Source organism: Variovorax nitratireducens, assembly GCF_051216545.1.
Taxonomy (GTDB): domain Bacteria; phylum Pseudomonadota; class Gammaproteobacteria; order Burkholderiales; family Burkholderiaceae_C; genus Variovorax.
Map to the genome: position 1 here is coordinate 1 of NZ_JBPJZO010000020.1, position 25,473 is coordinate 25,473.

General features: G+C 63.2%; 22 protein-coding genes and 2 pseudogenes. 16 read left to right on the top strand and 8 right to left on the bottom strand.

Features of this window, described 5'->3' with window-relative positions:
- Positions 1-402 precede the first annotated feature (402 nt).
- Entirely contained in the window at positions 403-2,463 is a 2,061-nt protein-coding gene (fusA, locus tag ACSFA8_RS26505) for an elongation factor G (RefSeq protein WP_435482440.1), read from the bottom strand.
- Positions 2,464-2,985: 522 nt separating this feature from the next.
- Between fusA and ACSFA8_RS26510 the strand changes: the two genes are divergently transcribed.
- From ACSFA8_RS26510 to ACSFA8_RS26540, 7 genes are all read left to right on the top strand, one after another.
- Complete coding sequence (locus ACSFA8_RS26510) at positions 2,986-3,339, top strand: DUF4124 domain-containing protein (protein ID WP_435482441.1); 354 nt, start codon at positions 2,986-2,988, stop codon at positions 3,337-3,339.
- 36 nt (positions 3,340-3,375) lie between these two features.
- The gene (locus tag ACSFA8_RS26515) at positions 3,376-3,906 is read left to right on the top strand and encodes a DUF4166 domain-containing protein (RefSeq protein ID WP_435482442.1); all 531 of its coding nucleotides are present in this window, start codon (positions 3,376-3,378) and stop codon (positions 3,904-3,906) included.
- Positions 3,890-4,279: a thiol-disulfide oxidoreductase DCC family protein gene (locus ACSFA8_RS26520; protein ID WP_435482443.1), complete on the top strand. Its 390-nt coding sequence runs from the start codon at positions 3,890-3,892 to the stop codon at positions 4,277-4,279. The genes ACSFA8_RS26515 and ACSFA8_RS26520 overlap by 17 nt, the downstream gene beginning before the upstream one ends.
- 362 nt (positions 4,280-4,641) lie before the next feature.
- Positions 4,642-5,196, top strand: a complete 555-nt coding sequence (locus tag ACSFA8_RS26525; protein WP_435482444.1) for a hypothetical protein — start codon at positions 4,642-4,644, stop codon at positions 5,194-5,196.
- 226 nt (positions 5,197-5,422) lie between these two features.
- Positions 5,423-6,817 (top strand): Fic family protein, encoded by a 1,395-nt coding sequence (locus ACSFA8_RS26530; RefSeq protein WP_435482445.1) that lies wholly within the window; start codon positions 5,423-5,425, stop codon positions 6,815-6,817.
- A gap of 133 nt (positions 6,818-6,950) precedes the next feature.
- Positions 6,951-8,540 (top strand): S8 family peptidase, encoded by a 1,590-nt coding sequence (locus tag ACSFA8_RS26535; protein WP_435482446.1) that lies wholly within the window; start codon positions 6,951-6,953, stop codon positions 8,538-8,540.
- A gap of 315 nt (positions 8,541-8,855) precedes the next feature.
- Positions 8,856-9,362 (top strand): DUF4902 domain-containing protein, encoded by a 507-nt coding sequence (locus ACSFA8_RS26540; protein WP_435482447.1) that lies wholly within the window; start codon positions 8,856-8,858, stop codon positions 9,360-9,362.
- Between the two features lie 139 nt (positions 9,363-9,501).
- On the opposite strand, the gene ACSFA8_RS26545 is transcribed toward ACSFA8_RS26540, so the two are convergent.
- Positions 9,502-9,882, bottom strand: coding sequence for a response regulator (locus ACSFA8_RS26545; protein WP_435482448.1), 381 nt, complete (start codon positions 9,880-9,882; stop codon positions 9,502-9,504).
- 139 nt (positions 9,883-10,021) lie between these two features.
- On the opposite strand from ACSFA8_RS26545, the gene ACSFA8_RS26550 reads away from it, so the two are divergent.
- Entirely contained in the window at positions 10,022-10,324 is a 303-nt protein-coding gene (locus ACSFA8_RS26550) for a hypothetical protein (protein ID WP_435482449.1), read from the top strand.
- 219 nt (positions 10,325-10,543) lie between these two features.
- Here the strand turns inward: ACSFA8_RS26550 and ACSFA8_RS26555 are convergent, their stop codons facing one another.
- Positions 10,544-10,669, bottom strand: a complete 126-nt coding sequence (locus ACSFA8_RS26555; protein WP_435482450.1) for a hypothetical protein — start codon at positions 10,667-10,669, stop codon at positions 10,544-10,546.
- Between the two features lie 120 nt (positions 10,670-10,789).
- Between ACSFA8_RS26555 and ACSFA8_RS26560 the strand changes: the two genes are divergently transcribed.
- Positions 10,790-11,683, top strand: a complete 894-nt coding sequence (locus ACSFA8_RS26560; RefSeq protein ID WP_435482451.1) for a DUF72 domain-containing protein — start codon at positions 10,790-10,792, stop codon at positions 11,681-11,683.
- A 273-nt stretch (positions 11,684-11,956) separates the two neighbouring features.
- Here ACSFA8_RS26560 and ACSFA8_RS26565 read toward each other — a convergent pair whose 3' ends face one another.
- Positions 11,957-13,735 (bottom strand): hypothetical protein, encoded by a 1,779-nt coding sequence (locus ACSFA8_RS26565; RefSeq protein WP_435482452.1) that lies wholly within the window; start codon positions 13,733-13,735, stop codon positions 11,957-11,959.
- A 643-nt stretch (positions 13,736-14,378) separates the two neighbouring features.
- Here ACSFA8_RS26565 and katG point away from each other — a divergent pair.
- The 4 genes from katG (at position 14,379) to ACSFA8_RS26585 (ending at position 19,147) form a co-directional block, all read left to right on the top strand.
- Positions 14,379-16,553 (top strand): catalase/peroxidase HPI, encoded by a 2,175-nt coding sequence (gene katG / locus ACSFA8_RS26570; RefSeq protein ID WP_435482460.1) that lies wholly within the window; start codon positions 14,379-14,381, stop codon positions 16,551-16,553.
- 186 nt (positions 16,554-16,739) lie between these two features.
- Positions 16,740-16,970, top strand: coding sequence for a hypothetical protein (locus ACSFA8_RS26575; RefSeq protein WP_435482453.1), 231 nt, complete (start codon positions 16,740-16,742; stop codon positions 16,968-16,970).
- Between the two features lie 44 nt (positions 16,971-17,014).
- Positions 17,015-18,436, top strand: coding sequence for a cyanophycinase (locus tag ACSFA8_RS26580; protein ID WP_435482461.1), 1,422 nt, complete (start codon positions 17,015-17,017; stop codon positions 18,434-18,436).
- Between the two features lie 417 nt (positions 18,437-18,853).
- Positions 18,854-19,147 (top strand): GYD domain-containing protein, encoded by a 294-nt coding sequence (locus tag ACSFA8_RS26585; RefSeq protein WP_435482454.1) that lies wholly within the window; start codon positions 18,854-18,856, stop codon positions 19,145-19,147.
- On the opposite strand, the pseudogene ACSFA8_RS26590 reads toward ACSFA8_RS26585, so the two are convergent.
- From ACSFA8_RS26590 to ACSFA8_RS26605, 4 genes and pseudogenes are all read right to left on the bottom strand, one after another.
- A pseudogene (locus tag ACSFA8_RS26590) lies at positions 19,050-19,410 on the bottom strand (Crp/Fnr family transcriptional regulator); the annotation flags it as partial. The gene ACSFA8_RS26585 and the pseudogene ACSFA8_RS26590 sit on opposite strands and share 98 nt — an antisense overlap.
- A 106-nt stretch (positions 19,411-19,516) precedes the next feature.
- Positions 19,517-22,303, bottom strand: a complete 2,787-nt coding sequence (locus ACSFA8_RS26595) for a sensor domain-containing diguanylate cyclase (RefSeq protein ID WP_435482455.1) — start codon at positions 22,301-22,303, stop codon at positions 19,517-19,519.
- A gap of 372 nt (positions 22,304-22,675) precedes the next feature.
- Positions 22,676-23,413: a Crp/Fnr family transcriptional regulator gene (locus ACSFA8_RS26600; protein ID WP_435482456.1), complete on the bottom strand. Its 738-nt coding sequence runs from the start codon at positions 23,411-23,413 to the stop codon at positions 22,676-22,678.
- A gap of 5 nt (positions 23,414-23,418) precedes the next feature.
- Positions 23,419-24,444 carry a hypothetical protein gene (locus tag ACSFA8_RS26605; RefSeq protein ID WP_435482457.1) on the bottom strand — a complete coding sequence of 342 codons (1,026 nt, stop codon included), beginning with the start codon at positions 24,442-24,444 and terminating at the stop codon, positions 23,419-23,421.
- Between ACSFA8_RS26605 and ACSFA8_RS26610 the strand changes: the two genes are divergently transcribed.
- The 3 genes and pseudogenes from ACSFA8_RS26610 to ACSFA8_RS26620 all read left to right on the top strand — a co-directional run bounded on the left by ACSFA8_RS26610 (position 24,439) and on the right by ACSFA8_RS26620 (position 25,314).
- Complete coding sequence (locus tag ACSFA8_RS26610) at positions 24,439-24,813, top strand: hypothetical protein (RefSeq protein WP_435482458.1); 375 nt, start codon at positions 24,439-24,441, stop codon at positions 24,811-24,813. The two genes, ACSFA8_RS26605 and ACSFA8_RS26610, sit on opposite strands and share 6 nt — an antisense overlap.
- 39 nt (positions 24,814-24,852) lie before the next feature.
- Positions 24,853-24,936: pseudogene (locus ACSFA8_RS26615) on the top strand (VOC family protein); the annotation flags it as partial.
- Positions 24,937-25,116: 180 nt separating this feature from the next.
- On the top strand, positions 25,117-25,314 hold the full coding sequence (locus ACSFA8_RS26620) for a hypothetical protein (protein WP_435482459.1): 198 nt from the start codon (positions 25,117-25,119) through the stop codon (positions 25,312-25,314).
- The last annotated feature ends 159 nt before the right edge of the window (positions 25,315-25,473 follow it).

Below are 25,473 nucleotides of genomic sequence, written 5' to 3' on the forward strand. Positions count from 1 at the left end.
AGCTTCAGCTCAACGCGATCGCGAGACAATTGAACAAGAGGCCGCGCAAGACGCTTGGCTTCCAGACACCCGCTGAGATGTTCAGCCAATGTGTTGCAGCGACCGGTTGAATCCGCCCTGCGTATCGGACATGTGCCGCAAGAATTAGGGTGATCGCAATAGCCGGGCGAGGAAGCATTTTGACCTCACGGTACGCCCTAGTCGATTGCTCGGCGGCGCGCGTGCAAGAAGAGCGATAGGGCTGCCTGACCGGCCAGCCAGCCAGCCAGTCCAGCAAATCGCGCCTGCGTCATCTGCGGGTAGTAGCGAGAGGCAAAGTGCAAAGAACAGTTGCGTTCACTCGGCAACAAGGTGCTGTGGGCGATGCACAGGACATCGCGTTCGAATTGCTCTGAGCTTCTCCTACTCGTCTTCGCGCACCCGGTACTGGCCCATCAGCGTCTGCTGAACGGTCGGCGGCACGGCTTCGTAGTGCGACAACGCGATGGTGTACCGGCCCTGGCCGCTGGTCATCGCATTGAGCCGCGACTGGTAGTTGGCCAGCTCGGCCTCGGGCACCTGCCCGCCGATGGCCACTGTGCCGACCCCATTGCCCGATGTGCCAGTGACCAGGCCGCGCCGCGACGACAGGTCGCTCGTGACATCGCCGACAGAATGCTCAGGCATGGCGATCTCGATCTGGACGATCGGCTCGAGCACTACTGGCCGGGCCTCACGGATCGCGGCCATGAAGGCCTTGCGGCCGGCGGTCGCGAAGGCGATGTCCTTGCTGTCGACGCTGTGGTGCTTGCCGTCGTGCACCACGACGCGCACGTCGACCACGGGGTAGCCGGCGATCGCGCCGCACGCCAGCACCTCGCGCACGCCTTTCTCGACAGCGGGGATGAACTGGCCCGGGATCGCGCCGCCCCGGACTTCGTCCGCGAACTCGAACCCCGCGCCGCGCGCGAGCGGCTCGATGCGCAGGAAGACTTCGGCGAACTGGCCGGCGCCGCCGGTCTGCTTCTTGTGGCGGTGATGGCCCTCGGCGGGCGCAGTCACGGTCTCGCGGTAGGCGATGCGCGGCGATCGCGTCTGGACCTCGAAGCGGTACACCTCGCGCAGGCGCTCGAGCGCGATGCGCAGGTGAAGCTCGCCGAGCCCGTAGAGGACCGTCTCGTTGGTCGCGGCCACGTGCTCGATGCGCAGGCAGGGGTCCTCGGCCGCGAGCTTGCCGAGGATCTCCCAGGCGCGCTGCTCGTCGCCACGACGCTTGGGCTCGATGGCCAGGCCATGCACTGGCACCGGGAACGCCAGCGGCGCGAGATGCACGTGACTGTCTTCGGCCGCATCGTGCAGCACGGCATCGAAATGGATCTCCTCGACCTTGGCCACTGCCACGATGTCGCCGGGCACGGCGCGCGACACCTCGACATGGTCCTTGCCCTGGAGCATGAACAGGTGCCCCACCTTGAAGGGCTTGCGGCCGTCGCCGATGTAGAGCTGGCTGTCGCGCGTGACCGTGCCTTGGTGCACGCGGAAGATGCCCATCTTGCCGACATAGGGGTCGATCGTGACCTTGAACACATGCGCCAGCACGTGCAGCGTCGGGTCGGGCTTGGCCTCCATGGGCTGGGCCTCTGCGCCCTCGCCCACGATGAAGTCCGGCGGGTTGGCCTCGGTCGGGTCTGGCAGGAGCTTGACGATCACGTCCAGCAGCTCGGCCATGCCGGCGCCGCTGCGCGACGAGACGAAGCACACCGGGATCAGGTGGCCTTCGCGCAGCGCCTGCTCGAGCGGCGCGTGCAGCTCGGCCGAATCCACGTCGCCCTCCTCGAGGTAACGGTCGACGAAGGCCGCGTCGACCTCGACCACCTGCTCCACCAGCGCGCGGTGCGCCACTTCGACGGGGCCGAAGTCGGACTGCCCGAAGCGGTTGAAGAAGCAGTCCACCACCTGCCTGCCGACCCCGTCAGGCAGGTTCAGCGGCAGGCATTCGCGGCCGAAGGTCGCCTGGATGTCGGCCAGCAGGCCCGCCAGCGAGACGCCCTGCGAGTCGATCTTGTTGACGATGATCATGCGGGCGAGGTGGCGCGAGGCCGCGTACGCCATCATGCGCACCGTCATCGGCTCGATGCCGGTGGCGGCATTGATGACCACCGCCGCCGTCTCGACCGCCTCCAGCGCCGGCAGGCTCTGGCCGAGGAAGTCGGGGCCGCCGGGCGTGTCGATGAAGTGGATGCGCGTGCCGGCATGCGTGAGGTGCATCACCGATGCGTTGAGCGAATGCTGCATGCGGCGCTCCAGCGGGTCGTGGTCGCTGACGGTGCTGCCGCGCTCGATGCTGCCGCACGCTCCGATGGCACCCGCCTTGTACAACAAGGCCTCGGCGAGGGAGCTCTTGCCGGCGCCCGCGGCGCCAACGAACGCCAGCGTTCGCACTGCTTCCATTTCGGCCGCGAGGCCGTTCGATCGGCTTGGCATGGCTGGACTCCTTTGCGCGTCTGCAAGGCCGGCCCGGCGGCCCGCAAGGGCTCGGGTGTTGCGCGCGGACGCCGGGCCAGCGTACGGGATTGACCGCGCTGATGCAAGTTGCTTGCGCCGCCGATTCCAATACCTGATCGGCATGCATGCCGCGTTGACCTACCCCTTCTTGTCAGCGTGCAAAGGCATGGGCAGACGCCCAAGATATCTCGCTGGCTGGGCGTCGAGCCGGCGGTGATGGATCGCTACAAGCGCGTTCTGAGCAGCCCGATGGACGTGGTCAGAACGGCGCCCCAGAAAGCGGTAGCCACCTTCGCTACCATCTGCAGCGCCATGGCGTCCCAACCCGAATGACTGCTGAAACCGCCAGCGCCTGGCGTGAACTCCCACCCTTCACCCTCGCCACCTTCGGCGTCTGCAGTCCTCAGGTGCCATGAAATACCTCCACGTCGCCCTGTTCCTCATCCCCGCGGTCTGCACTGCTGCCCCACAGATCGTCTACCGCTGCGAGACCCAGGGAAAGTGAACTACTCGGATGTCCCCTGCGTTGGGGCGAAGACGGTCGACGTGGCGCCCACCCAGGGCGCTGACAAGATGAGCGGTCGCTCGAGCAAAGGCAAGGAGGTTCAGCGCGAAGAGTTTCACACCACCTTGGACAATGCAACGCGCCCCCTGCACGGCCTGTCGCACGGCGAGATGGACGTGCGGCGACGGCGCTACAACCTGTCGCCGGCGGATCAGCGTCAGTGTGCCTCGCTGGATCAGCAGATCCCGGAACTCGAAGAGCGGGCGACGAAAGCGACAGGATCTGCCAGGGGTCAGGCCGATGTCGCGCTGTACCAGGCGCGCAAGCGCGTTTTCGATCTGAAGTGCTGACACCGAATGACCGGTAGCTCGCTCTATCGCCGGGTCATGGGTGACAGCTTCCTGCGGCTGCACCCCGCGCTTCAGCGATTTCACAGCCTTTTGGGTTCGCACGTTGTGCAAGGCGACGTGCAGATGCAGGCACCGCAGTCATGGCTGGCCAGGCTGCTCGCTCGACTGATCGGCACGCCACGGAGCGCCGTCGATGGCACCATCCGCTTCGAGCTCGACGCCGAACCGGATCGCGAAACCTGGACGCGCCACTTTCCGTCCGGGGTGATGACCTCCGCGTTGACGCAGCAACACCAGTTCGTCGTGGAAAAGCTCGGCGCAGCGCGACTGGCTTTCCTTCTGCAGGAATCACAAGGCCGGTTGATCATGCAGCTTGAACGACTCCATTTCTTCGGGATACGGTGCCCCGCCTGGCTGCTCCCGGCCGTCGTCGCCGAAGAGTCCGGGGACGAGGACTTCCTTCGCTTCAATGTCCGCGCCTCCCTGCCCTGGATCGGCGTCGTCAGTGGCTATTACGGCAAACTGCTGATTCCGAAGGAGTCCCGAATCCATGATCGTGGTGTTTGACGCGCAGTGCCTGCTCTGCAATGGCTGGGTGCAGTTCCTGCTGCGCCATGACCGCAGGGGCGTTTTCCGGTTCGCGTCGATCCAGAGCGAGGCGGGTCAGGCGTTGCTCGCCAAGGCAGGACTTGCGGTGGACGGTTTGCAGACCTTGCTCCTGATCGATGGGGAGCGCAGCTGGCAGCACACCGGTGCGATCTTCCGTGTCCTGAGCGCGCTCGGGTGGCCGTGGCGACTGGCCTGGATCGGCTGGCTCGTGCCCGTCCAGCTTCGGGATCCGCTCTACCGTCTTCTCGCAAGGAATCGGTACCGCGTGTTCGGGCGACTCGAGCAGTGCGCCATGCCACCGGCCGATTACCGGATTCGATTTTTGAATTGAGATTCTGCGTTAAGGAAACCCTGTGCAAGGCCAACTAGAGTTTTGGGCGTGCCATCGATCCAGAACGTTGAAGGCTGGCAGTTCCGCATCGCGCACAACGCATGCATGGATTTCCTGAAGCCCCCGGCGGGGAACCAAGGCTCCGCTCAAAAAGCATGCGGAATGCCAAATGCACAGGTTGCTCGACTTTTGAGCAGTTCCTAAACAACAAACCGGCACCTTGACAAGCTCTCAACATTGATAGTGACAAGAGATTTGTCCACAGATACATTTGGCTGCATTTGTAGCTCAGCAGTGACATTGCCCCTGGAATGCGGCTCCCATAGCCGCGTTCATGAGTTGGCTTGCGATCTCGATATCTGATGAAGCATCTCTCATACAACCCGTGGATCGTTGGAAAGGCCCATATCCGGTTCTGGCTTGAAAACCTCGAAACGGCCCGCTTGATGCTTCAGGCGCTGCCGCCTGAACAGGTCGATCTCCGCGACTGGCGCGACCCCGAGCGCCGCGAGCAGATCCACGGCAGTCAGTACGCCCACGCCGGCCCGACCGACGCAACCATCGCCGGCTTTGGCGGCTGGTGCGCCTGGAATCCGACCTTCCGGCAACTCGGTGTGACGGCCGGGCAGACAGGTGGCCAGCCGCTGCTCAACGATCTGAACCTTGTGGGTTCCCAGGTTGCGATGTACCTGTTCGGTTCACACACGATGTTCGATGCCAGAGTCCGCGGCGAGATGGGCACGAAGACTGACCACGAGGTCGTGCTGGATCGCATCGCGGCACGAGTTCAGGCGCTGGTTCAAGCCGATCGCGCTCGGGCCCCGAGTTCACGTCCAGGGCACTCGAGCTACGGGCTTGGGGACGCAGCTCCAAGCTCAATGACACAAGGCCTGGAGAGTCCACCGACAACGGCCTGATCAAGTCGCTCACCTCTAGGCCCCCTCAAGGTTCTTGAAGTTCGAAGCGATCGCTTTGGCGAGAACGACAACGCGGCATTCTGGCTGCCCGGCTGCGTATCAGCTCAGCTCAGCTCAGCTCAGCTCAGCTCAGCTCAGCTCATTCAGTATCGGCTCAAATATCGAGCCGATATGCGCCATATCGGCTCGAATTTGGTAGAATCAGCTCACAACATCGAGCTGATTCATGCCTTACGACGCCCGACTGACATCCGATGCCTTGCTGCGAGCGATGGCCGCTCTCGCGTCCGCAGGGCACGAGCGCGTCTCTTCTGGCCAACTGGTCGAAGCCGCAGGCTCGAGCCTGCCTGCCGTCAAGCGCATGCTGTCAAGGCTGGTGGCGGACAAGCGCATCGAGGTCGCCGGCAAGGCTCGTGCTACCCGGTATCGCCTGCTGGCAACGGGAACCCCCGCTGCGCTTGAAAAGGCTGCAGCTCAGCCACCTTTCGAAGAAGCCCCAAAAGCCCCGCGCCGCGTTGCTCCGACTTGGCGCAAGGCGAGCGTGGAACTCAGGCAGCGACTCGCAATGCCGCTGGCAGCCCGCACGCCGGTGACGTACCGCCGCGAATTCGTCGATGAGTACAGGCCCAACGAGACTTTCCTGCTGCCGCGCGAGCTCGCCGAAGAGCTGGCTGCGCTCGGTCGCCACCCGGGGCAACTGCCGGCGGGCACTTATGTCCGCAAGGTTCCGGAGCAACTGCTGATCGACCTGTCGTGGTCGTCATCTCATCTCGAGGGCAACCGCTACACCCTGCAGGACACCGAGGAGCTTTTCAGGAGCGGAGCGGCTGCCACAGACGGGGACGCGGTCATGCTGCTCAATCACAAGGCTGCCATCGAGTTCCTGGTGGATGCCGTCCCGACCCAGGGACTCAGTGCCGGACTCGTTCGCAATCTGCACTCGGTGCTAATGCAGGACTTGCTGCTGGATGTGGCTTCGCTCGGGGCTATTCGCGAAAAAGTGGTCAACATCAGCGGCACCACCTACGTTCCCGCCCAGGTTCCAGCGGTGTTGAAGGAGATGTTCGAGCGCATCATCTTGATGGCTCAACTCATCAAAAACCCTATGGAGGCTGCCTTTTTCCTCTGGGTCAACCTGGCGTATCTGCAGCCCTTCGAAGATGGGAACAAGCGAGTGAGTCGGCTTGCAGCCAATGTCCCGCTGATGCTCTACAACCAGGCACCTCTGTCGTTCCTGGATGTCGACCGAGAAGATTACGCGCTGGCCATGATGGGCGTCTACGAGTACTGCGACGTCTCAATGGCAGTGGATCTCTTCGATTGGACCTACCGACGCTCGCAAGCCAAGTACAAGGTGGTGCAGGAGTCCATGAGCGCGCCGAACCCATTTCGCGTCACGTACCGCGAGGCGCTCAACGAAGCGGTGGGCCTGGTGGTCAGGGGCCGAAAGCCTGTGGCGGAGGCGCTTGCCGGCTTGGGGCTACCCGAGGAGGATGCTTCAAAGTTCCAGGAGTTGCTTGCGCAGGAATTGAATGCACTTGCGGTTTTCAACTGTGCGCGTTACCGGCTTGGCATCAAGGAAACTCAGGCTTGGATTGACGAAGGGCGACCACGGAAGTAGCCGCCCTTCTCATCCTCATGGAGGAGGCAGCTTGCGAACTTCAAGCCTAGATTGATTGAACCAGTTGCGCATCTCGCGGGCGATCGCGTCGCAATCTTGCGGCTGCAGAAGACTGGTTCAAGGAGAAGCTTTCATGGCAATCATCGATGGCAAGGCGCCACCCTCCGAGCAACGCAATCTGCCGGCCAGGATCGTGGTCAAACTTTCGGAGCGACATTCCACGCGCTCCTCCGAGGCCCCCGAGCTTCGCAGCCGCGCCATCTCCAGCCTTCGGGAAGCCGCCGGCGTTGAACTCCGACCGTATTTCTCGGAAGACCAGGCGCTGCGGGTCGCGGCAACCAGCCCCTTCGATCTGTACCTCGCCGCAGAAATCCGCGATCGGACCGCTGCAGACGACGTCGTGAAGCGACTGCGCCAATTGCCCGAGGTCGATGAGGTCTACGTCGAAGGCGGTCCATGTCCTCCGCCCGTCAATCCAAACGACGATCCCCGCAGCGCCAATCAGGGCTACTTGAACGCAGCCCCTGGAGGCATCGATGCGCGCTGGGCCTGGGGCAGCACGGATGGAAACGGGGTCGGCTTCGTCGATCTCGAGCAGGGATGGACCCTGAACCATGAGGATCTCGCAGCCGCTGGCATCACCTTGATCTCAGGCGTCAACGCCGCATACCCCGGCCATGGCACGGCGGTGCTGGGCGAGGTCGTCGGCGCGGACAACACGCTGGGTGTCGTGGGTATCGCGCCGCGGGCCAGTGCACGGGTGGTGTCCCAGTTCCGCACCGCGACCACCTACAGCACCCCTGCCGCCATCTTGTCCGCGGTTCAGGCCATGAGCGCAGGCGACGTTCTACTGCTCGAGGCCCAGACCCCTTTCAACGGATTGAGCAACCTGCCCGTCGAGATCGAGGCCGCGACGTTCGATGCCATCCGGTTTGCCGTGGACTCCGGGATCGTCGTGGTGGAAGCTGCCGGCAACGGATCGCACGACCTGGACACGGTCGTTGACGCCGCCAATCGCCAGCGGCTCAATCGCTCCAGCAGCGACTTTCGGGATTCCGGCGCCATCCTGGTCGGAGCGGCAAGCTCGGGCGTGCCGCATTCACGCCTGTCGTTCTCCAACTTCGGCAGCCGGATCGACTGCTACGCATGGGGCGAGAACATCAACACGACCGGCGACGGCTGGATGGGGACGTCGACAACGGCGTACACCACATCGTTCGGAGGCACTTCCGGTGCGTCGCCCATGATTGCGGCATCCTGTCTGCTCATGCAGTCGTGGCGCAAGAAAGTTCAACAACGCCACTACGATCCGGCGATCCTGCGAGACCTGCTGACATCCGCGTCGACCAACACGCAGAGCGCCAACCCCGCCACGGACAGGATCGGTGTCATGCCGAATCTGCGAGGCATCATCGAAGCAGAGCAGGCCGCCAGCAGATTCAGGATCAACATCGAAAAGTACCTCAGCGTCGTCTACATCCTCTTCGGAATCATCAACGACGCGCCGGGCTACATCTGGGTGCCTGGGAAGGGCCCGGTGCCGGTGGACCCAGGCTGGAAAGATGCCAAGCTGGACTTCACGGGGCCAAAGAAGGATTTGCTTCTCGGCTTGGCCATGCACGAAATGTCTGAGCTCGTCGAAGACCCTGCCTCCAGGGCGAAGTTGGCCAAGGCGTCCGCCGAGTCAATGCAACAGGCTGTCCGGCAGATAGCGCGGGGATAGTGGGCGGGTGAACCGGAGACACAAAGGAACAGGGCGCGTAGCTCGATCCAGGAATGCGAGCGCGGCCAGTCCCACCGGCTTCCTGATTCTCCAGGGCGCACGTCGATGGATCAATTCGGCCAGGCCGTCGATCGACGGAGCGCAAGTCGTTCGAACTCAAGTATCGAAACCTGCACCTTTCGGCAAGACGGGTGGCCCCGCAACTCGCGACGCCTATAAGAAATGGCAGTTGATTCCGCAGTGTGACAAACGCAAGCTTGCGGCCGGGGCGCATTGATCGGCAATGCGCCAACGCCATTGAGCATTGGAGAACCAGTGAGCCTCGCGTTCGATGATGGGCTTTTTCACCTGCGGCTACAGGATCTGCGCACCCTGCGTCTGGTGCACCTCATTTCGGGGATCGATGAGGATCTCGCCGACCCGGGCGAGCCGCGCTGCGGTGCGAGCGCCACACTCTCCGGCTACACCGAGTGGATCAGCCCCCAGGTGCCCAGGCTCACGCTGGGCTGGGACTGGCAGCTGGACACCAGCGCCGCAGCGTCACGGATTGTTCGTCTGGGGCTGCCGCGCACCAACGTGCTGATCATGCGCGGCGCACAGGATCCGCTGCGGTGGGAGCAGAGCCTCCACCTGCTGGCCGCCTTCATCGACGAATTCGACTGGAGCGCGCCAGCCTTCGGCGCTGTCTGCGAGCGCTACGCCAGCTGGCCTTCCCAAAAGGCACCTGCTGCCATGCAGCGGCCCATCACGGCGTCGCTTGCCGCGCCTCGCCAACAACTGGCCCACCCGCGTCGGCCGCAGGATCCCGCATCCGCCGGTTGAAAAAAGCCTGCGTTGCTTTCACCACGTCGGCCGGTCCGCGCAGGTCGACCGACGCGAGTTGCCGCAGTGCACGCACCAAGTCACTGAGGGCGGGCGTTGGCAGGCATTGCTGGACAGATCCTGACCGGTAGGCCCGCAGCTACTGCCCAATCCGTCCCATCGCCAAACAGGTCTCGAAAAACACCTCCAGCTCGGTCGACTTGTCAAAAACCCCGTCGGCGCCGTGCTCACGACACCGACGCCTCATCTCCGGCGTCGGGTAGTTGGTGAGAACCAGCGCGGCCTGTTGGGGAAGTCGCTGCCGGCAACCTTGAAGTACGCCAATGCCAGTGCCTTCGCGCAGGAACAGATCGACGACGATCAGCTGCCAGACACCGGCATGACACTGGAGGGCGTCCAGCGCTTCATCCTGTGTTTCGGCAACTGCAATAACTTCCAGACCCGCAAGCTCGCCCATCGCCGGAATCATGTTGGCCCGGATCGTCGCGTTGTCCTCGACCAGGATCGTCTTGAGAAGCATCAGTTCGCGCTCCCCGCGGAATGGGTTACTGTTCGCAAACTCTATCGGGCAGCGTGCTTCCCTCTGTAGGCGCAGGTCTTTGCCCGAGGCCGGGTGGGGCGCTGTTCAATCGGTCCTTGCGTCGATATGATGCTCAGCGATGACCCCGGACAACTCACGCCAGAACACCCCTGCCGAAGCAGGGATGGCCGCGGCGCTGCAAAAAAACAAGGAGGCTGCGGCGGCGGTCGAAGATGTTGCGCTCGAGCTGGGCGTCGTCCACGCTGTCCTCAGCACGGAGATCGCCAAGGTTGCTGCGACCGGCGACATTCACACCGCCATCGATCGCACGGAGGTGCTCGAAACGAAGTTGAATGAAACCGCCGACAAGATGGATGAAGTCAACGCAGCGCTTGACGCGCAACGCGCGTCCCTGTCGCACCTGTCGAACGCCGACAAGTAGCCGGCCGGGGTGGCCCTCCGCGCACCAGATCGGAGCGCACACATAAAAAAGCCGGCAAGGTCGCCCTCGCCGGCCCGCAAGACTTCACTCGACTCAATCGTCCGATACCTCATCCTCCGGCATGCGGGACGAATCAGCGCTCTCGCGCTTCACCCGCAGCGGTGACGGCAGCCAACGCGTTCCCTCCAGCTTGCTCGCGCAGTACGCCACGACCTCGGCCTACTTCATGCCGGCGGTCGCCTGCGCCGGATCCACCCCGGTCGCTTCCTTCACGGCTTCGAGTGCCTTGGCCTTGCTGACGCCGTTGAGGTAGCACGCAGCCGTTGGAAGCCACCAGTCCGTCATGTCCACGCCGAGGAAGGACTGGCTGAGCTGCAGGCGCGGAGCGGGCCTGTCTCGATGCCGACGTGCAAGGGCGCCTCAGCAGGCGGCCGACGGCTGGCTCGGATCAGGTAACCTGCGTCAATGGGCATCCTGGTCGGCACGGCTTCCTGGACTGACAAGACGCTGTTGGCGTGCGGTCGCTTCTATCCGAAGGAGGCGAAGACCGCCGAGGCCCGCCTGCGCTATTACGCGTCGATCTTCCGCCTGGTCGAAGTCGACTCGAGCTATTACGGCATTCCGGCGCCTGCCAACGCAAAGCTCTGGGCCGAACGCACGCCCGATGCGTTCACTTTCAACGTGAAGGCCTTCCGGCTGTTCACGGGCCACCAGACCGATCCCAAGGTGCTGCACAGGGACATCCAGCAAGCCCTGGCCACCACCCAGACCCTCTACTACCGCGACACGCCGCCCGAGATCAGCGTCGAGCTGTGGCGGCGCTTCCGCGAGGCCATCGCCCCGCTCAGGCAGGCGGGCAAGCTCGGGCTGGTGCACTTCCAGTACCCGCCTTGGCTCGTCTGCAACCGCGAGGGACATGCGCATGTGGCGCATTGCGTGGAGCAGATGGCGGGTCACACGGTCAGCATCGAGTTCCGGCACCGGTCATGGTGGGACGAAGCGCATCGCGCCGGCACGATCGAGTTCCTGCGCAGGCTCGGTGCCGTGCACACCATCGTCGACGGCCCGCAAGGCTTCGCCAACAGCGTGCCGCTGCTGGCGGAGACCACGAACCCCGACTTCGCGCTGGTGCGCCTGCATGGGCGGAATGCCGACACCTACAACGTCAAGGGTGCAGCGTCGGCAGCCGAGCGATTCGACTACGACTATCCCGACCAGGAGCTGCGCGAGATCATGATGGAGGTGGTGCGGCTCGCCTACAAGGTGCGCAACACGCACATCGTCTTCAACAACTGCGATGAAGACAAAGGCCAGCGCAATGGCATGACGTTCATGAAGATGATGCTGGCGCACGGATGACGCGTGCGCCCCGGCCGTCCATGGCGGCGCAAGCGATGAGCCTTCGCTTCGACGTTTGTGATCCGAGCTCTTGCATTGCAGGGCGCCTCTTGCGCCTTCAGGTCGAGGTCGAACTTTCGGTTCAGACTGGTGGCGGTCATCGCTGACCGCCGTGGACGGCGTGACGATTCCAGCCGAAGGTCGCGTCGCCGCTCAGCTCATTTCGGCAATGGATATCGCGACGGCCAAGTCCTCAAGGCGGCCGGTCACGACACCTTCGGCCGCTTGCAGGCACTATGTCTTTCGCAACACCGCCGGGAATGACTTGCACTGATCCAAGGTCAATTTCGACGCCAGTTGCATGCCGTACTGGGCACCTTTCGTGATGGCCTCGAAAGCCGCGTCATCGTGCTTCTCGCTGATCTTGGCTGGCGGAAACGGAAACTTTTGCCTCATCGAAACCAGGGCAGCTCCCAGGGCAACGTCGACCATCGGCATCGGATCGACCGCGGGTAGAGGTGGATCGCCCTTCTCCAGCTGAACATGCATGATCGGATCCCAGGGGTCGAGCCAGGCTACCTCGATGAAGCGCCTCGACCAGTCGATCAACCACTCGAGCGTCTGGCACTGGCTGGCTCGACGAGCGAACACATCGCGAGCATGAATGCCGATGTGCATCAGCGTCGATGCAGGGATGCGCTCCAGTGCAATGTCCGGGCTGGTCAGGGTGGCCTCGATGAGCCGGTCGGTGAAGACGATTTCCCACCATGCAAGCCGGTTGAAGCAGTCGTGCCGCGCGGGTGGCGAGATCCACACGCCAACGTTGGTGTAGTAGTTCTTTATCTTGCTCAAAGCCGCAAGCCCGGCCGCGGAACTGAGGAAGCCGTTGTGCTTGCTGGCGTGCTCGCCCGCATTGGAGAACTCGTCGAACCCGCCGCCCTCCAGCACGCCGATCAGGTTCACGTTGACGAAGTGGTGCCAAGTCGAATCGCAGATGACCCGCCCCTTTCCGCCGGCACGGTGACCGTCATAGGCGCTGACCACTCCGAAGGTCTGCGCGACGGTCGGGATCTTCATGCCGTTCGGTCCCGTCGACCGCGTCGAATTGCCGGCCCGCACGCGTCCCCAGGCGACCACCTGCGGCACGATCTGGGTGCCGCCACTGCCCGTTGGGTATTCGACGGCACCGCCGAAGCTCAAGGTCACGTCGGGGGGTTCACGACACTCGCCCTCGTGAGGGTGGTCGGGGAACACATCGATTCGACCCATGCGGCCGCACATCACCGGGTGCGGGTAGCGCGCATTGCGCAGAAAGCCGGCGTAGGAGCTGTAGAGCAGCAGGTCCAACGGTTGAGGAATGTCGTCGCTTTGATCGCTGAAGGAGGTTCCCGGATCGTTCCCTTCCTGGTTGCTGTCGTTGCGGCGCGGCCCGGTCATGCTTACCTGATTCAGGTTGTTGTCGGCACTCGGGAAATCTCCCCAGTAGCGCATGCCCCGGACACGCGGTAGGCCGCCGCTGAGCGATTGGCCAAGAAAGCCGTGATCACCGGTCGCAAACACGCCGCCGCCGCGTTGCATGTGAGCATGGATGGCAGCGATCTCCGCGGCCGCGAGAAAGGTTCCGCGTCCTGTCATCCCTGCGTAGCTGGTTTCGATTCCGAATAGCCATATTTGGTCGAACATCTCCGACGTGAAGTGGGCCGCGTTGTCGAAGCGGAAGGACTTGATGCGGTTCGCAATGCCGGGCTCGGACGCCAGCATGTCCGCATCGCTTACGTTTCGAATGTGCGCCAGTGTCAAGTCGAACCGCACTCGGCCGGGCGCTTCGTTCTTCAGCGTGCGCACAAAGGTGGACAGTCCGAAGTCACCTTCGCCGAAGTTCAGACTGCCATCGGTCACGATCAACACCTTGACGGTGCAGCGCCGCCACCAGACGTAGAAGAGCTCCGGCGTTCGCAAGAATTCCAGGCGGCGTTTCAGGTTCAGTTGGATCAATTCACGATTGCCGGGGCTGATATCCGGAAAGGGAAGTGGCGTATCCAACAAGGACTGTGCAGCGAGTTTCGTTGCCATGGTTCCAACTCCTCCGGTTGAGGTCGCCTTGAGATGGATGAGGCGCTTCGACACGGCAACCTCGTTCTGTGTCGAAGCCTGAAGATCAATTCCAGGAGCGCCTTCGCGTGCCTGGCAAGGGTGTCGGCATCTTCTTGCGGAGGCGACATCGCTGAAACCTTCAAGTGGAGGTTGACAAGCGTGCGGTGGCTGCCATGCTGCACCGGGACGCCGTTGGGCGCCCTCTGGGGAGCGCCCGGGGAGGAGCTTGACGCAGACGCCGAACTGGAACAGGCTGCCGAGGACTGGAAGAATCACATCGAGGCCCTCTACGTCACCTATGCGGCGGCGCGCTCAGGCACGCCCGGCACCGCCCTGACGACCACCGCGCATCGATGCCCAGGAAGGCGCCGACTCCTTCCGAACATGGCCCCTCCACCGCCGGAATGGCCAAGGCCCCGCCGCCTTGATTTCCAAGGCGCAGGGCGCTCGCGCCCCGCCGGCCGCATCCACCCGCCTGCTGCGCGTTCGAAATCCGGAGCGCACCCCCGTGAACGTGGCAAAGCACTATGGCTGTCATAGGCAAAGCATTTGCCCTATTCGTCCGCGCAGCACCAGAATGCACAGCTCTCAATCAAAAGAACTGGAGATTCCCATGACCGAGATTCAAGCGGAAGCCAAATGCCCAGTCCACCATACGGTGGGTCGCGGCACTGTCAATCACCACTGGTGGCCCAACCAGTTGCGGGTCGACCTGCTTCACCAGCATTCCTCCAAGTCCGATCCGATGGGCAAGGACTTCGACTACGCGAAGGAGTTCAAGAGCCTCGACTATGAATCCCTGAAGAATGATCTTCGGGCGCTGATGACGGACTCCAAGGACTGGTGGCCGGCCGACTTTGGCCACTACGGGCCTCTTTTCATCCGTATGGCCTGGCACAGCGCCGGCACCTACCGTACCGGCGACGGACGTGGCGGCGGCGGCCGGGGCCAGCAACGCTTTGCGCCGCTCAACAGCTGGCCCGACAACGTCAACCTCGACAAGGCCCGGCGCCTGTTGTGGCCGATCAAACAGAAGTACGGCCGCAAGATCTCGTGGGCCGACCTGATGATCCTGACCGGCAACGTGGCCCTGGAGTCCATGGGCTTCAAGACCTTCGGCTTCGCCGGCGGTCGGCCGGACACGTGGGAACCTGACCAGGACGTCTACTGGGGCAACGAGACAACCTGGCTCGAAGACAAGAGGTACACCGGCGACCGCGAGCTGGAGAATCCTCTTGGGGCTGTGCAGATGGGTCTGATCTATGTCAACCCCGAAGGTCCGAACGGCAACGGCGACCCGGTCTCGGCGGCTCGGGACATCCGCGAGACTTTCGCGCGGATGGCGATGAACGACGAGGAAACCGTCGCCCTGATCGCCGGCGGTCACACCTTTGGCAAGACCCACGGCGCGGGTCCGGCAACCCTCGTCGGGTCAGCGCCTGAAGCAAATGACCTGGAAGAAATGGGCATGGGCTGGAAGAGCACCCATGCCAGCGGCATCGCCGGCGACGCCATCGGCAGCGGCCTGGAAGTCACCTGGACCCAGCAGCCGACGAAGTGGACCAACCTCTTCTTCGAGAACCTGTTCAAGTTCGAATGGGAGCCGACCAAGAGCCCGGCCGGCGCTGGACAGTGGCAGGCCAAGGGCGCAGCGGCGGACATTCCGCATGCGCACGACCCGTCGAAGAAGCGCCTGCCGACCATGCTGACGACCGACCTCTCGCTGCGATTCGACCCGGCCTACGAAAAGATCTCCCGGCGCTTCCTCGAGCACCCCGAGCAGTTCGCCGACGCCTTCTCGCGCGCCTGGTTCAAGCTGACGCATCGCGACATGGGTCCGCGCTTGCGCTACCTTGGCCCGGAAGTGCCGAATGAAGAGCTGATCTGGCAGGATCCGATCCCCAAGGTCGATCATCCCCTGATCGACGACAAGGACGCCGCGGCGCTCAAGGGCAAGATCCTGGCCGCGGGCCTGTCGGTCTCCGACCTGGTGCTGACGGGCTGGGCGTCGGCCTCCACCTACCGCGGCTCCGACATGCGCGGCGGCGCCGACGGCGGCCGCATCCGGCTGGCGCCGCAGAAGGACTGGGAAGTCAACGAGCCGGCCAAGCTGGCCAAGGTGCTCCAGACGCTGGAAGGCATCCAGGGCGAGTTCAACAAGGCGCAGTCCGGCGGCAAGAAGATCTCGATGGCCGACCTGATCGTGCTGGCCGGTTGCGCCGCCGTCGAACAGGGCGCCAGGAACGCGGGTCACAACGCGACGGTGCCCTTCACCCCCGGCCGCATGGACGCGTCGCAGGAGCAGACAGACGTGGAAGCCATGAAGGTGCTCGAGCCTGTGGCCGACGGCTTCCGCAACTACCTGAAGAAGGACTATGCGATTCCTGCCGACGCGCTGCTGATCGACAAGGCCCAACTGCTGACGCTGACGGCGCCCGAGATGACGGTGCTGTTGGGCGGCATGCGCGCGCTGGGCGCCAACGTCGGTGCCACCAAGCACGGCATCTTCAGCCAGAAGGAGCACGCGTTGACCAACGAGTTCTTCGTTCGCCTGCTCGACCTGGACACGACCTGGAAGGCCGCGCCCGGCGAGAACAACCTGTACGAGGGAGTCGACCGAACGACGGGCGAGCGCAAGGGCAGCGCGACGCGCGTGGATCTGGCCATCGGCTCCAATTCATTGCTGCGCGCCTTGGCCGAGGTCTACGGCAGTTCGGACGCGGAGGAGAAGTTCGTGAAGGACTTCATCGCGGCGTGGACCAAGGTGATGAACCTTGGCCGGTTCAACATGGTCTAGGCAATCCTCGTGGTTGCCGATTCGATGTAGCTCCAGGCAGTCGGCGTTGCGAGCGCTCGGCAACGCCACTGCATGCACGCCGTGGTGCTGGGCCTTCGCCAACTGAACCTTGCAGGAGGCCAGCGAACAACGGCCTCCTCCACTAACGCCGCTACGCCTATGCAGCCAAGCGCGCAGGAGACAACGATGACGGCCAGCTACGTACAAATACAAAGCGCCCAGGCGGATATTGACCTCTGGGATGGGTTGATCACGGATCAAAACGCCCTCGTCGGCCTCATGATGCAGAAGATGTCCCAAGTCGGATCCACGGATGCGGCATGGCTCGACGAGCGAATCACGGAGGCGGAAAGTATCGAGAATCGCCTGGTCATCGGACTTGACCGTGCCCAGCGCCGATTGCGGGCATTGATCTAGACATACCGAGTGTCTCGACTCAATCGGACCAACGTCCGGGAATGATGCGGAGTGACCGGATAAGGGGGACGTCGCACTGCTCTATGGCTGACACGGACTGGCTGCGCGCATTCCTCGGCCGCCTGACGGATCATCATGAAGCAGCGCGCCCGGTGCCGTGGGCGGTGAGTGACGCACCCGCGGACTTCATCGATGCGCAGCTGCGCGCGCTCGAAGCAGTTGCCCACGCAGGCCAAGAACAACGAGTCGCGCTGCAACTGACCAGGCGGCTCGGCCGGAGCTATCGCGCCGCGGACAGCGTCGGGCCCATTGACAAGCGCGCAGGCCCTCGAACAAGATTCCCGGGCGCCTGTCGTGGCGTCGAGGAGGAGATGAAGATGCACGCAGCGAACCCTGCACGCGGCCCTCGGCCGTTCCTGCACTTGTTGGCGCGGCTGGCGCTGGTCATTGCCGCGCTCGGCGCTACGCTGGTCGCGTCGGCCGCGCCGAAGGCCAAGACGCCTTACGATTACTTCCTCACCGGCAACCCGGCCGATGCGGCCTCGTCGCAGCCGCCGCGCTCGCCGTCGACGTTGCTGATGGGTGGTGGCCCCGACGTCGACGCGGCGTTCCGCTGGATGATCGGCAAGGCCGGCGGCGGCGACTTCGTCGTTATCCGCGCGACCGGCGCCGGCGGCTACAACGAATACGTCTATGCGATGGGCGGCGTCGATTCGGTCGAGTCGCTCGTGATCCCTTCGGTCGAGGCGGCCAACGACCCCTTTGTGGTCGAGCGGGTGCGCAAGGCCGAAGCCTTGTTCATCGCGGGCGGCGACCAGAGCGACTACATCGAATTCTGGAAAGGCACTGCGCTCGACGACGCGATCCAGGAGTTGGTCCGCCGCAACGTGCCGATCGGCGGCACCAGCGCCGGCCTGGCGGTGCTGGGGCAGTTCGACTTCGCCGCACTGAAAGGCACGGTAACCTCGGCCGACGCATTGGCCAACCCCTACAACCGCCGGATGACGCTCGACCGCGAGTTCCTGACCGCCGCCGCGATGACCGGCGTCATCACCGACTCGCATTTCGACGAGCGCGACCGCATGGGGCGGCTGGTCGCCTTCCTGGCGCGCCTCACCAACCCCGGCGACGGCTGGATCGGCGTCGATGCGGCGCGCGGGATCGGGGTCGATCCATCGACCGCTGTGGTGATCGACAAGGGCGTCGCGACCCGGTTGGCCGACCGCGACCCGCAGGGCGTCGACCTCGGCGGATCGGTGTACTTCCTGCGGCCGTCGATTGCGCCGACGATTTGCGAGCCGCGGCAGCCGCTGACTTTTCGCAACGTGCTGGTCGAGCGGCTTTCGGGCGCGGGGTCGTTCCACGTCAAGAACTGGACCGGCACCGGCGGCGCGACAACGCGCTACGACCTGTCAGCTGAAGCCGGCGTGCTGATCTCCTCGCAGCCAGGTGGCAGGATCTACTGATGGGCCGATTCCTTGGCAGCCGGGCGGAAAGCTCCAACAAGGCGACGCCTCCACCCATCTGCGTCGGAATCAGCCTGCATCCTGTTATTTCGGCGTCATGAGACCAAGCATCGGCTCGGTGTCGAGCTAGACCACTTGCGGCACCAGCCCGCCTGCCTTGTCATCAGAGCCAGGAACTCCGGGTTGGTCGGCGATGCTTTGGCCGAGAGCGCGCGAGCTGCGAGATCGACTTGGCGAGACTCTGCTGAAAGCCGTGGCCCCAGCGAGCACGTGAGATCGTTTTGTCACGAGGGCGATCCACCATCTTGTCATTGCCTCGGAAGGGCGTAGCATCACGGCGGCATCGAATGACGGCAGGCGGCGCGTCGTTCAATGCGGATGGCATCGGCCGCCTATGTCTAACCTGAAGGAGATGACATGGTCACCTACATTGGCTTGATGAACTTCACCGATAAGGGCCTGCAATCGATCAAGGACACGACCAAACGCGCCGCCGCCGCCAAAGAGGTCGCGAAAAAGGCCGGCGTCACCATGCGGGAACTTATGTGGACCATGGGCGAGTACGACCTTGTTTCCATAATTGAGGCAGAGGACGAACAAGCGTTGGCGGCGTTCAGCCTCGCCACGGCCATGCAAGGCAACGTGCGTTTTCAGTCGCTTCGCGCGTATTCGAGCAGCGAGATGGACGCGATCCTGGGCAAGATCCCGTAGGCGCGTCGCCGAGTCGACGGTCCAGCACCGTGATGCGGCCGCGCGAATAGCGGATCAGCCCGGCCTTCTGCAGCTTGAGTGCGCTTTCCGTCACGCCCTCGCGCCGAACGCCGAACGCCGAGCATGTTGGCAATCAGCTCCTGCGTCATCACGAGCTCGTTGCCTTGCAGGCGATCCAGGCTCAGCAGCAGCAGCCAGCGGCATAGCTGCTGGTCCAGCGAATGGTGGCGGTTACACACCGCCGTCTGCGCCATCTGCGTGATCCTTGGCGTCGGGCGAAACGGCTATCACTGAGCTCAGTCGACCGGCTGAAACGCGATCGTGAACTCCTGATCATGAGGGAACGGTGGCGTCGATAGCGTTACTGTTTCATTTAACCAAAGGCTCTCGCCGCGCAAAGGTGGAGTCGTACTGGACTTCTTGAGTTTCGGCTCTCGACGGGGCCATCGTGAACCGATTTCTTCCTTCTCTCTTGGCCGCGTACAGCGCCGCGTCGGCGGAGGCCAGCAACGCTGAAAAAGCCACATCCCCATCCGACAGCGCGATTCCAATGCTGGTTGTTACCTGCAGCGAGCGGCTGGGAAGGGCAAACGCCGGACGCATTGCCGCCAGGATCTTGCCGGCAACCAGCTGCGCCTCATCGCCGCCCGCGCCCCCTTCAAGCAGGATCACGAATTCGTCACCGGCGAAGCGCGCCGCCATGTCGGTCTCCCGCACGCTCGCCTTGAGCCGATGGCCGAATTCCTTGAGCACCGCGTCGCCAGCGGCGTGCCCCAGTGAATCGTTGATCGACTTGAAGTAGTCGATGTCCAGAAACATGAGGCAAAGCTGCATCCCGGATCGCCTCGACCGGGCCATCGCTTCTTGCACATGCTCTTCGAAGGAGCGACGATTCGGCAAACCGGTGAGCGCATCTTCGCGCGCGAGGGTGTCCAGCTGCATCTGCCTTTGCTTCAGGTCACTGACGTCGTTGGCCAGGATGTACAAGCCGACGACCTCGCCGTCTGCATTCCTCTGCGGCAGATAGGTCGTCTGTAGGGTTCGCTCGCCGACCAGCAGTTTGGCCGTCTGTTCGAAGGAGACCTCCTCCCCGGCAAAGGCCCGCGCCAGCAGCGGCCTGCGCATTTCATAGTGGGCGTCGCCGATGGCCTCGCGGATCGGCCGGTTCATCATCGATGACGGCGGTATGCCGAGCCAGGTCAGGTATCGGCCATTACAAAAGACCACCCGTTCCTCGCGATCCAGCTCGGTCAAAAGCGCCGGCACGTTGTCGGTCAGGCCGCGCAGACGCTGTTCGCTTTCGGCGCTGCGGATTTCGGCCAGCTTTCGCTCGGTCACGTCGAAAGTCATCGCGTAGTAGCCCTGTACGACGCCTTTCGGATCGAGATCCGGGATGTAGTGGGACTGGTGCCACTTCTGGCCGACCCCGCGTGCAGGGTCCCCTTTCTTCTCGAACGTCACTGCCTCGCCGGCGAGCACACGGCGGACATAGGGCTCGACCGCCTTGAAGTCTTCGGTTCCCCGCACAGCGGGCACGAACTGACCCACGAGTTCGATGTCGCCGAACAGCGCGCGCAACGGCGCGTTGACGAATGTGAAATGCAAGGACGCGTCCACGTGCGATACCAGTGCCGGCAGGTTGTCCGTGATGGTGCGAAGGCGGGCCTCGCCCGCGGCCCGCTCGCGCTCGGCCACCTTCTGGCGCGTGATGTCGAAGGTCATCACGTAGTAGCCGACCACCTCGCCACCCTGGCGTATGTCGGGTACCAGATGGCACTCGAAGAATCCCTCTTTGCCATTGCGTTCGTAGCTGCCCACGTAGCGCGACGCCGAGCCAGCCAGTACCTTGGCAACTTCTGGCACAAGTTGTTTATAGACCGCATCGGGCAGCGATTCCTTCATCGTCATGCGGCCGACATCGGCCTGCGTTTTGCCGCGCATGCTGAGGCCTGCCTTGTTGCCGAAAAGGCAGCGCTGATCGCGGTCGAAATAGCCGACCACGGCCGGCAGGTTGTCGGTCACATCGCGCAGGAATCTCTCGCTCGCTTGCAGCCGCTCCTGAGCCGTCTGGCGCTCCAGCATCAGTGCATCGAAGGTGCGCGAAAGGTCGCCGATCTCGTCCTTGGGGAACACTTGCTCCAATTCAGTTCTTTTCGAGACTTCGCGCGAGACCTGCATGCGCTCATGCAGCCGTGTCAAGGGCACGAGTTGGAACCGCATGACTACGAAGGCGAGTCCCCCCACCAGCACGGTAAGAAGCACAGAGCCAGCCCACGTGTAGCGTTCGATTTCTTCGATACGGGCAAAGGCTTCACTTCGTGGATAGATGGCCCCGAGCACCCAGTTGGTCTGGCGGATGCGCTTGAAGGCGTAGAGCCCATGGACGCCGGCATCGTTCACGGCTTCGGCCGTGCCCTCGAACCCGGCGATGGCGCGGTTCACCGCAAGGTTTTGACCTCCCTCCGCATCCACGTGCTCGAGGATCTGGCCTTTGCGCGGGTGATCTATGACGATGCCGGCCGTGTTGACGATGAACATGTAGCCGCTCTTGCCGAACTTCACGTTGCCAAGCTCACCCAGGAAGTTCTGCCCTTTTAGATTGATTGCACCGGAGATGACGTAGACCACTTCGCCTTGGCTGTTCAGCACTGGCTCCGTCATGGCAATCTGCGCCTGGCCGTTGAGTCGATTCCGGTAGGGCTGGGAGATGTTCCCCGCCCTGGCGGCGACCGCGTACCGGAAATATTCCCGGTCTTTGATATTGACCGTCCCAGCTGGCGGTGGGCCGTTGAGGCCGGCCACAAGATTGCCGTTCATGTCGGCGATGGCGACGTTGTCAAAAACCTCCTTCAGCGATTCATGCCGCATGACAATTGCCTGCAGCAGATTGGCGTCGGCAACGTGCTGTGCGTCGACGCTGTCGGCAAAAGTCTTGAGCAGCCTGCGCCGACTCGAGAACTGCAGATCCACGACGTCGGCAAGGGCGGAGATCCGTTCGAACTGCTCGTTGGCGATGGCCGTCTGCATGTTGCGCTTGACGAAATAGAGCGCGGCAGTGGCGACCCCGAGCGTCGTCAGCAGAACAACTGCAACCATGCCTAGGGACAATCGGGCGCGCAGTCCGAGGCGAGGGGAGGTGACATCTGCGAGGCGCATTGTTTGATTCTGGTCAGATCAGCCGCAGTTCGATGCCGCGGATCCGGAAGCGTCGCTCCGTATCGGTCATCGGGGGCAACGCCTCGGCCAGCATACCCAACAAGGGTTGCGCTGCGCACGCGTGAGCAATCAGAAGTTGTGCGAGCGTGAATGAAGTTGCGTTGTTGCGACGCAATTGCTTCGAGGCGGCCGTGTCTTGTCGGTTATTGCCGTTCGACGCCCAGCAGTACTTCTTCCCCGGCCAATACCTCTGTGTCTACCAAAGCATTCAATCGCCATCAAGCGCCATGCGTGACGGTCACACAGAGAGTCGGCGACGGCACGGGCACGGGCACGAGTCGGCAAGCTCAAGGCCTATGCGATCACGACCAGTTATGGCATTGAGCCTGCCTGACGTACCCTTTCTGGAAGGAGTCGGTCGTATTCGTTCTTCACCACCGCATAGCACTCGCAGGTGCGCTCTTCCAGGCCGGGACGGTCCAGCACCGTGATGCGGCCACGCGAATAGCGGATCAGCCCGGCCTTCTGCAGCTTGAGTGCGCTTTCCGTCACGCCCTCGCGGCGAACGCCGAGCATGTTGGCGATCAACTCCTGTGTCATCACGAGCTCGTTGCCTTGCAGGCGATCCAGGCTCAGCAGCAGCCAGCGGCATAGCTGCTGATCCAGCGAATGGTGGCGGTTGCACACCGCCGTCTGCGCCATCTGCGTAATGAGCGCCTGGGTGTAGCGCAACAGCAGGTGCAGTACCGGGCCGGCCCGATTGAACTCGTCCTTCATCATCTGTGCCTGGAGCCGCAAGCCCTGCCCTGCGCTTTGCACCACCGCCCGGCTGGGCGTCGATTCCCCGCCCATGAAGAGCGAAATGCCGACGATGCCCTCGTTGCCGACCACGGCGATCTCGGCCGAGGCGCCGTTTTCCATCACATAGAGCAGGGAGACGATGGCGGTAGTCGGAAAGTACACGTGGCTGAGCGTGCTGCCCGACTCGTAGAGCACCTTCCCCAGCGGCAGATCCACCCACTCGAGTTGCGGCTGCCAACGCTGCCACTCGGCGGCCGGCAGTACAGCGAGCAGCTGGTTTTTCTTGGGGTCGGGCGAAACGGTTGTCACTGAGCTCAGTTTGAAGAGACTTGGCGGAGCATCTCATCCGATAGCCGAAGCCCGACCATTCCAGACAACAAATGGTTGAACGAGCCAAGAATGGAGTTGCCAGCCTTGCAAGTTTCCCGGACGTGTTGTGCTTCCAACAAGGACTTCAGCGCGGCGAGGTCAGGCGCGTTGGAATCCCGTTCGTGAAGGCTTCGCATCCAAGGATGTCCGACGGCCGCACGCCGAACGCTTCGGCGGAACATTGCGTCGACGCCGAACTTTCCGATCGCCGGACTCAAGGCACTGCAGAGGGACGCAATCGTGGCCACTATCAGCGCTGCCCCCTCACTCGCCTCTGAAATCTCTCGGAGTTGCCGGGCAAGCGATGCAGCAAGTCCACCGTCCTCGACCGCGGCAAAGGTAACCGTCATAGCCCCCAGTTGCAGGGGGTGATCGTAACTATTGCGGATGTCTTTTTTGCCGACAGGCGAGTTTGCCGAATGGATATCGACGCGCGATCCCTTTGGCCAGGGCATGGCGCGTCCTGCTCTTCGCCAACGCCGAGATCTGCCTTGGTGCAGTTCCTTCCCGAATGTCTCCGGTTCGGCGTTGGGCTGCACCAAGCCGAGCAAACTCCTGCGGAAATGTTCGTCGCGCGCAAACCCAGCGCTGTTCAACATCAAACAGGCGGTGGCGCAAAATCGGAAGAATGCGTTGAGTTCCGTCGACTCGTCGAATACCGCGTCGGCGCCCAGGGATAAGCACCGCGCGCGCAACCGATGTGTCACCTTGCTGGCCAGCACCAGCACAAACTGGTCATGATGTTTCCTGACCGACTTCACAACTCCCAAACCGGTGCCGGATCTTAAGACGAGGTCGACAATCAGCAGATTCCAGCCTCGTCCGAGTGATTCAACAAGCGCCGTGGCTTCAACTTCACTCTCCGCCGATCCGGCAATCCGAATGTTGAGCCAATCGCCGAGCATCGGCAGCAGGTGCTCGCAACTTCGCGAGGGGTGCCGAGCGAAGATGACTGGAAGCCCGTTTTGCATTCCATTCCTTATTCAGTTGTCAGCTTGCCGAGGCATGGCACCGGCCGGAGCCGCCCTCGCGTAAGGGCGGTGGTCGCGCGGCGCGGCGCAGGTATTCATGCATCCACCATTATCCGAACATTCGACCGTCTGCGCGCGCAGCGCCTTGAACGCGAAAGCGGTGGGGTAACGTCGGGGCACATCGGCAAGCCCATCCCGCCCTCAACAGGCACCCCGGAGGCTTTGGATACCGCGCCGGCGTCAGGGATGCTCAAGGCCGAAGACAGTCCCCAAGGGGTGAGCGCCAGTGCGAACCTGGAGCAGCCCGACCGGCGCAGCCGGGGACGCCCGCCCGTCGAAACGCTGGCTTCAGGCGTCGCCGAGAACTGAGTTCAGCGAGGAGGGCTCGCGCGACATCCAGCAGCTCTCCCAATCGGCAAGCTCTATCTGGCCTATCTGCGTGACCCGGACGGCAACAAGCTCTGTGCGATGCACCGCATGCCGAAAGCCTGAGGCAGCGCCTGGTCGGGGGGGCCGCTTGCGGTCATGTGCGGGCGTCGACCACTTGGGTACTGCGTGGCCTGCCACCGGTCCAACGTTTCCTCGATCAGGCCTGTTGTTCAAGCCTTTACACAGACCATTGATACTCCAGTGGCTTCGCAACAGTTGCACAACACTAAAAATGGGATCGAGATGAACAAGGTATATCTTTCGCTGACAGTTCTGGTTTTTTCCTTCGCCGCATCAACCGCCCAAGCTTCCACAATGCATTTCGATTCAGGCAGCGCCAAAGTGCACAGCGGCCAGGTGGCAAGGCACAAGCAAAAGGTCTGGGTGCCTGCCCATCGCTCAAAGGGCCGTCTGGTCAAGGGCCATTACATCTGGCGCTAACCCGCCTGGCCAGATGGGGCAGCCGCCCACTGCTCACTGGCGCCTAGGGAAGGTCTGAACAGGTCGCCAATTGGCGCGCGATGAAGCCCAATGGCGTGCATGGTGATGAATCGCGCCGCCAGATTCCCCGAATCGATGATGTCTGCCCCTCATCCAACG

What these genes read in the sequence shown, in the direction of transcription:
- ACSFA8_RS26525 (WP_435482444.1), top strand. Translation starts at nt 4,642, where the DNA reads ATGAAGCATCTCTCATACAACCCGTGGATCGTTGGAAAGGCCCATATC.
- ACSFA8_RS26565 (WP_435482452.1), bottom strand. Translation starts at nt 13,735, where the DNA reads ATGGCAACGAAACTCGCTGCACAGTCCTTGTTGGATACGCCACTTCCC.
- ACSFA8_RS26550 (WP_435482449.1), top strand. Translation starts at nt 10,022, where the DNA reads ATGACCCCGGACAACTCACGCCAGAACACCCCTGCCGAAGCAGGGATG.
- ACSFA8_RS26595 (WP_435482455.1), bottom strand. Translation starts at nt 22,303, where the DNA reads ATGCGCCTCGCAGATGTCACCTCCCCTCGCCTCGGACTGCGCGCCCGA.
- ACSFA8_RS26555 (WP_435482450.1), bottom strand. Translation starts at nt 10,669, where the DNA reads ATGACGGACTGGTGGCTTCCAACGGCTGCGTGCTACCTCAACGGCGTC.
- ACSFA8_RS26560 (WP_435482451.1), top strand. Translation starts at nt 10,790, where the DNA reads ATGGGCATCCTGGTCGGCACGGCTTCCTGGACTGACAAGACGCTGTTG.
- ACSFA8_RS26620 (WP_435482459.1), top strand. Translation starts at nt 25,117, where the DNA reads ATGAACAAGGTATATCTTTCGCTGACAGTTCTGGTTTTTTCCTTCGCC.
- fusA (WP_435482440.1), bottom strand. Translation starts at nt 2,463, where the DNA reads ATGCCAAGCCGATCGAACGGCCTCGCGGCCGAAATGGAAGCAGTGCGA.
- ACSFA8_RS26580 (WP_435482461.1), top strand. Translation starts at nt 17,015, where the DNA reads ATGCGGAGTGACCGGATAAGGGGGACGTCGCACTGCTCTATGGCTGAC.
- ACSFA8_RS26515 (WP_435482442.1), top strand. Translation starts at nt 3,376, where the DNA reads ATGGGTGACAGCTTCCTGCGGCTGCACCCCGCGCTTCAGCGATTTCAC.
- ACSFA8_RS26545 (WP_435482448.1), bottom strand. Translation starts at nt 9,882, where the DNA reads ATGCTTCTCAAGACGATCCTGGTCGAGGACAACGCGACGATCCGGGCC.
- ACSFA8_RS26575 (WP_435482453.1), top strand. Translation starts at nt 16,740, where the DNA reads ATGACGGCCAGCTACGTACAAATACAAAGCGCCCAGGCGGATATTGAC.
- ACSFA8_RS26585 (WP_435482454.1), top strand. Translation starts at nt 18,854, where the DNA reads ATGGTCACCTACATTGGCTTGATGAACTTCACCGATAAGGGCCTGCAA.
- ACSFA8_RS26605 (WP_435482457.1), bottom strand. Translation starts at nt 24,444, where the DNA reads ATGCAAAACGGGCTTCCAGTCATCTTCGCTCGGCACCCCTCGCGAAGT.
- ACSFA8_RS26535 (WP_435482446.1), top strand. Translation starts at nt 6,951, where the DNA reads ATGGCAATCATCGATGGCAAGGCGCCACCCTCCGAGCAACGCAATCTG.
- ACSFA8_RS26530 (WP_435482445.1), top strand. Translation starts at nt 5,423, where the DNA reads ATGCCTTACGACGCCCGACTGACATCCGATGCCTTGCTGCGAGCGATG.
- ACSFA8_RS26520 (WP_435482443.1), top strand. Translation starts at nt 3,890, where the DNA reads ATGATCGTGGTGTTTGACGCGCAGTGCCTGCTCTGCAATGGCTGGGTG.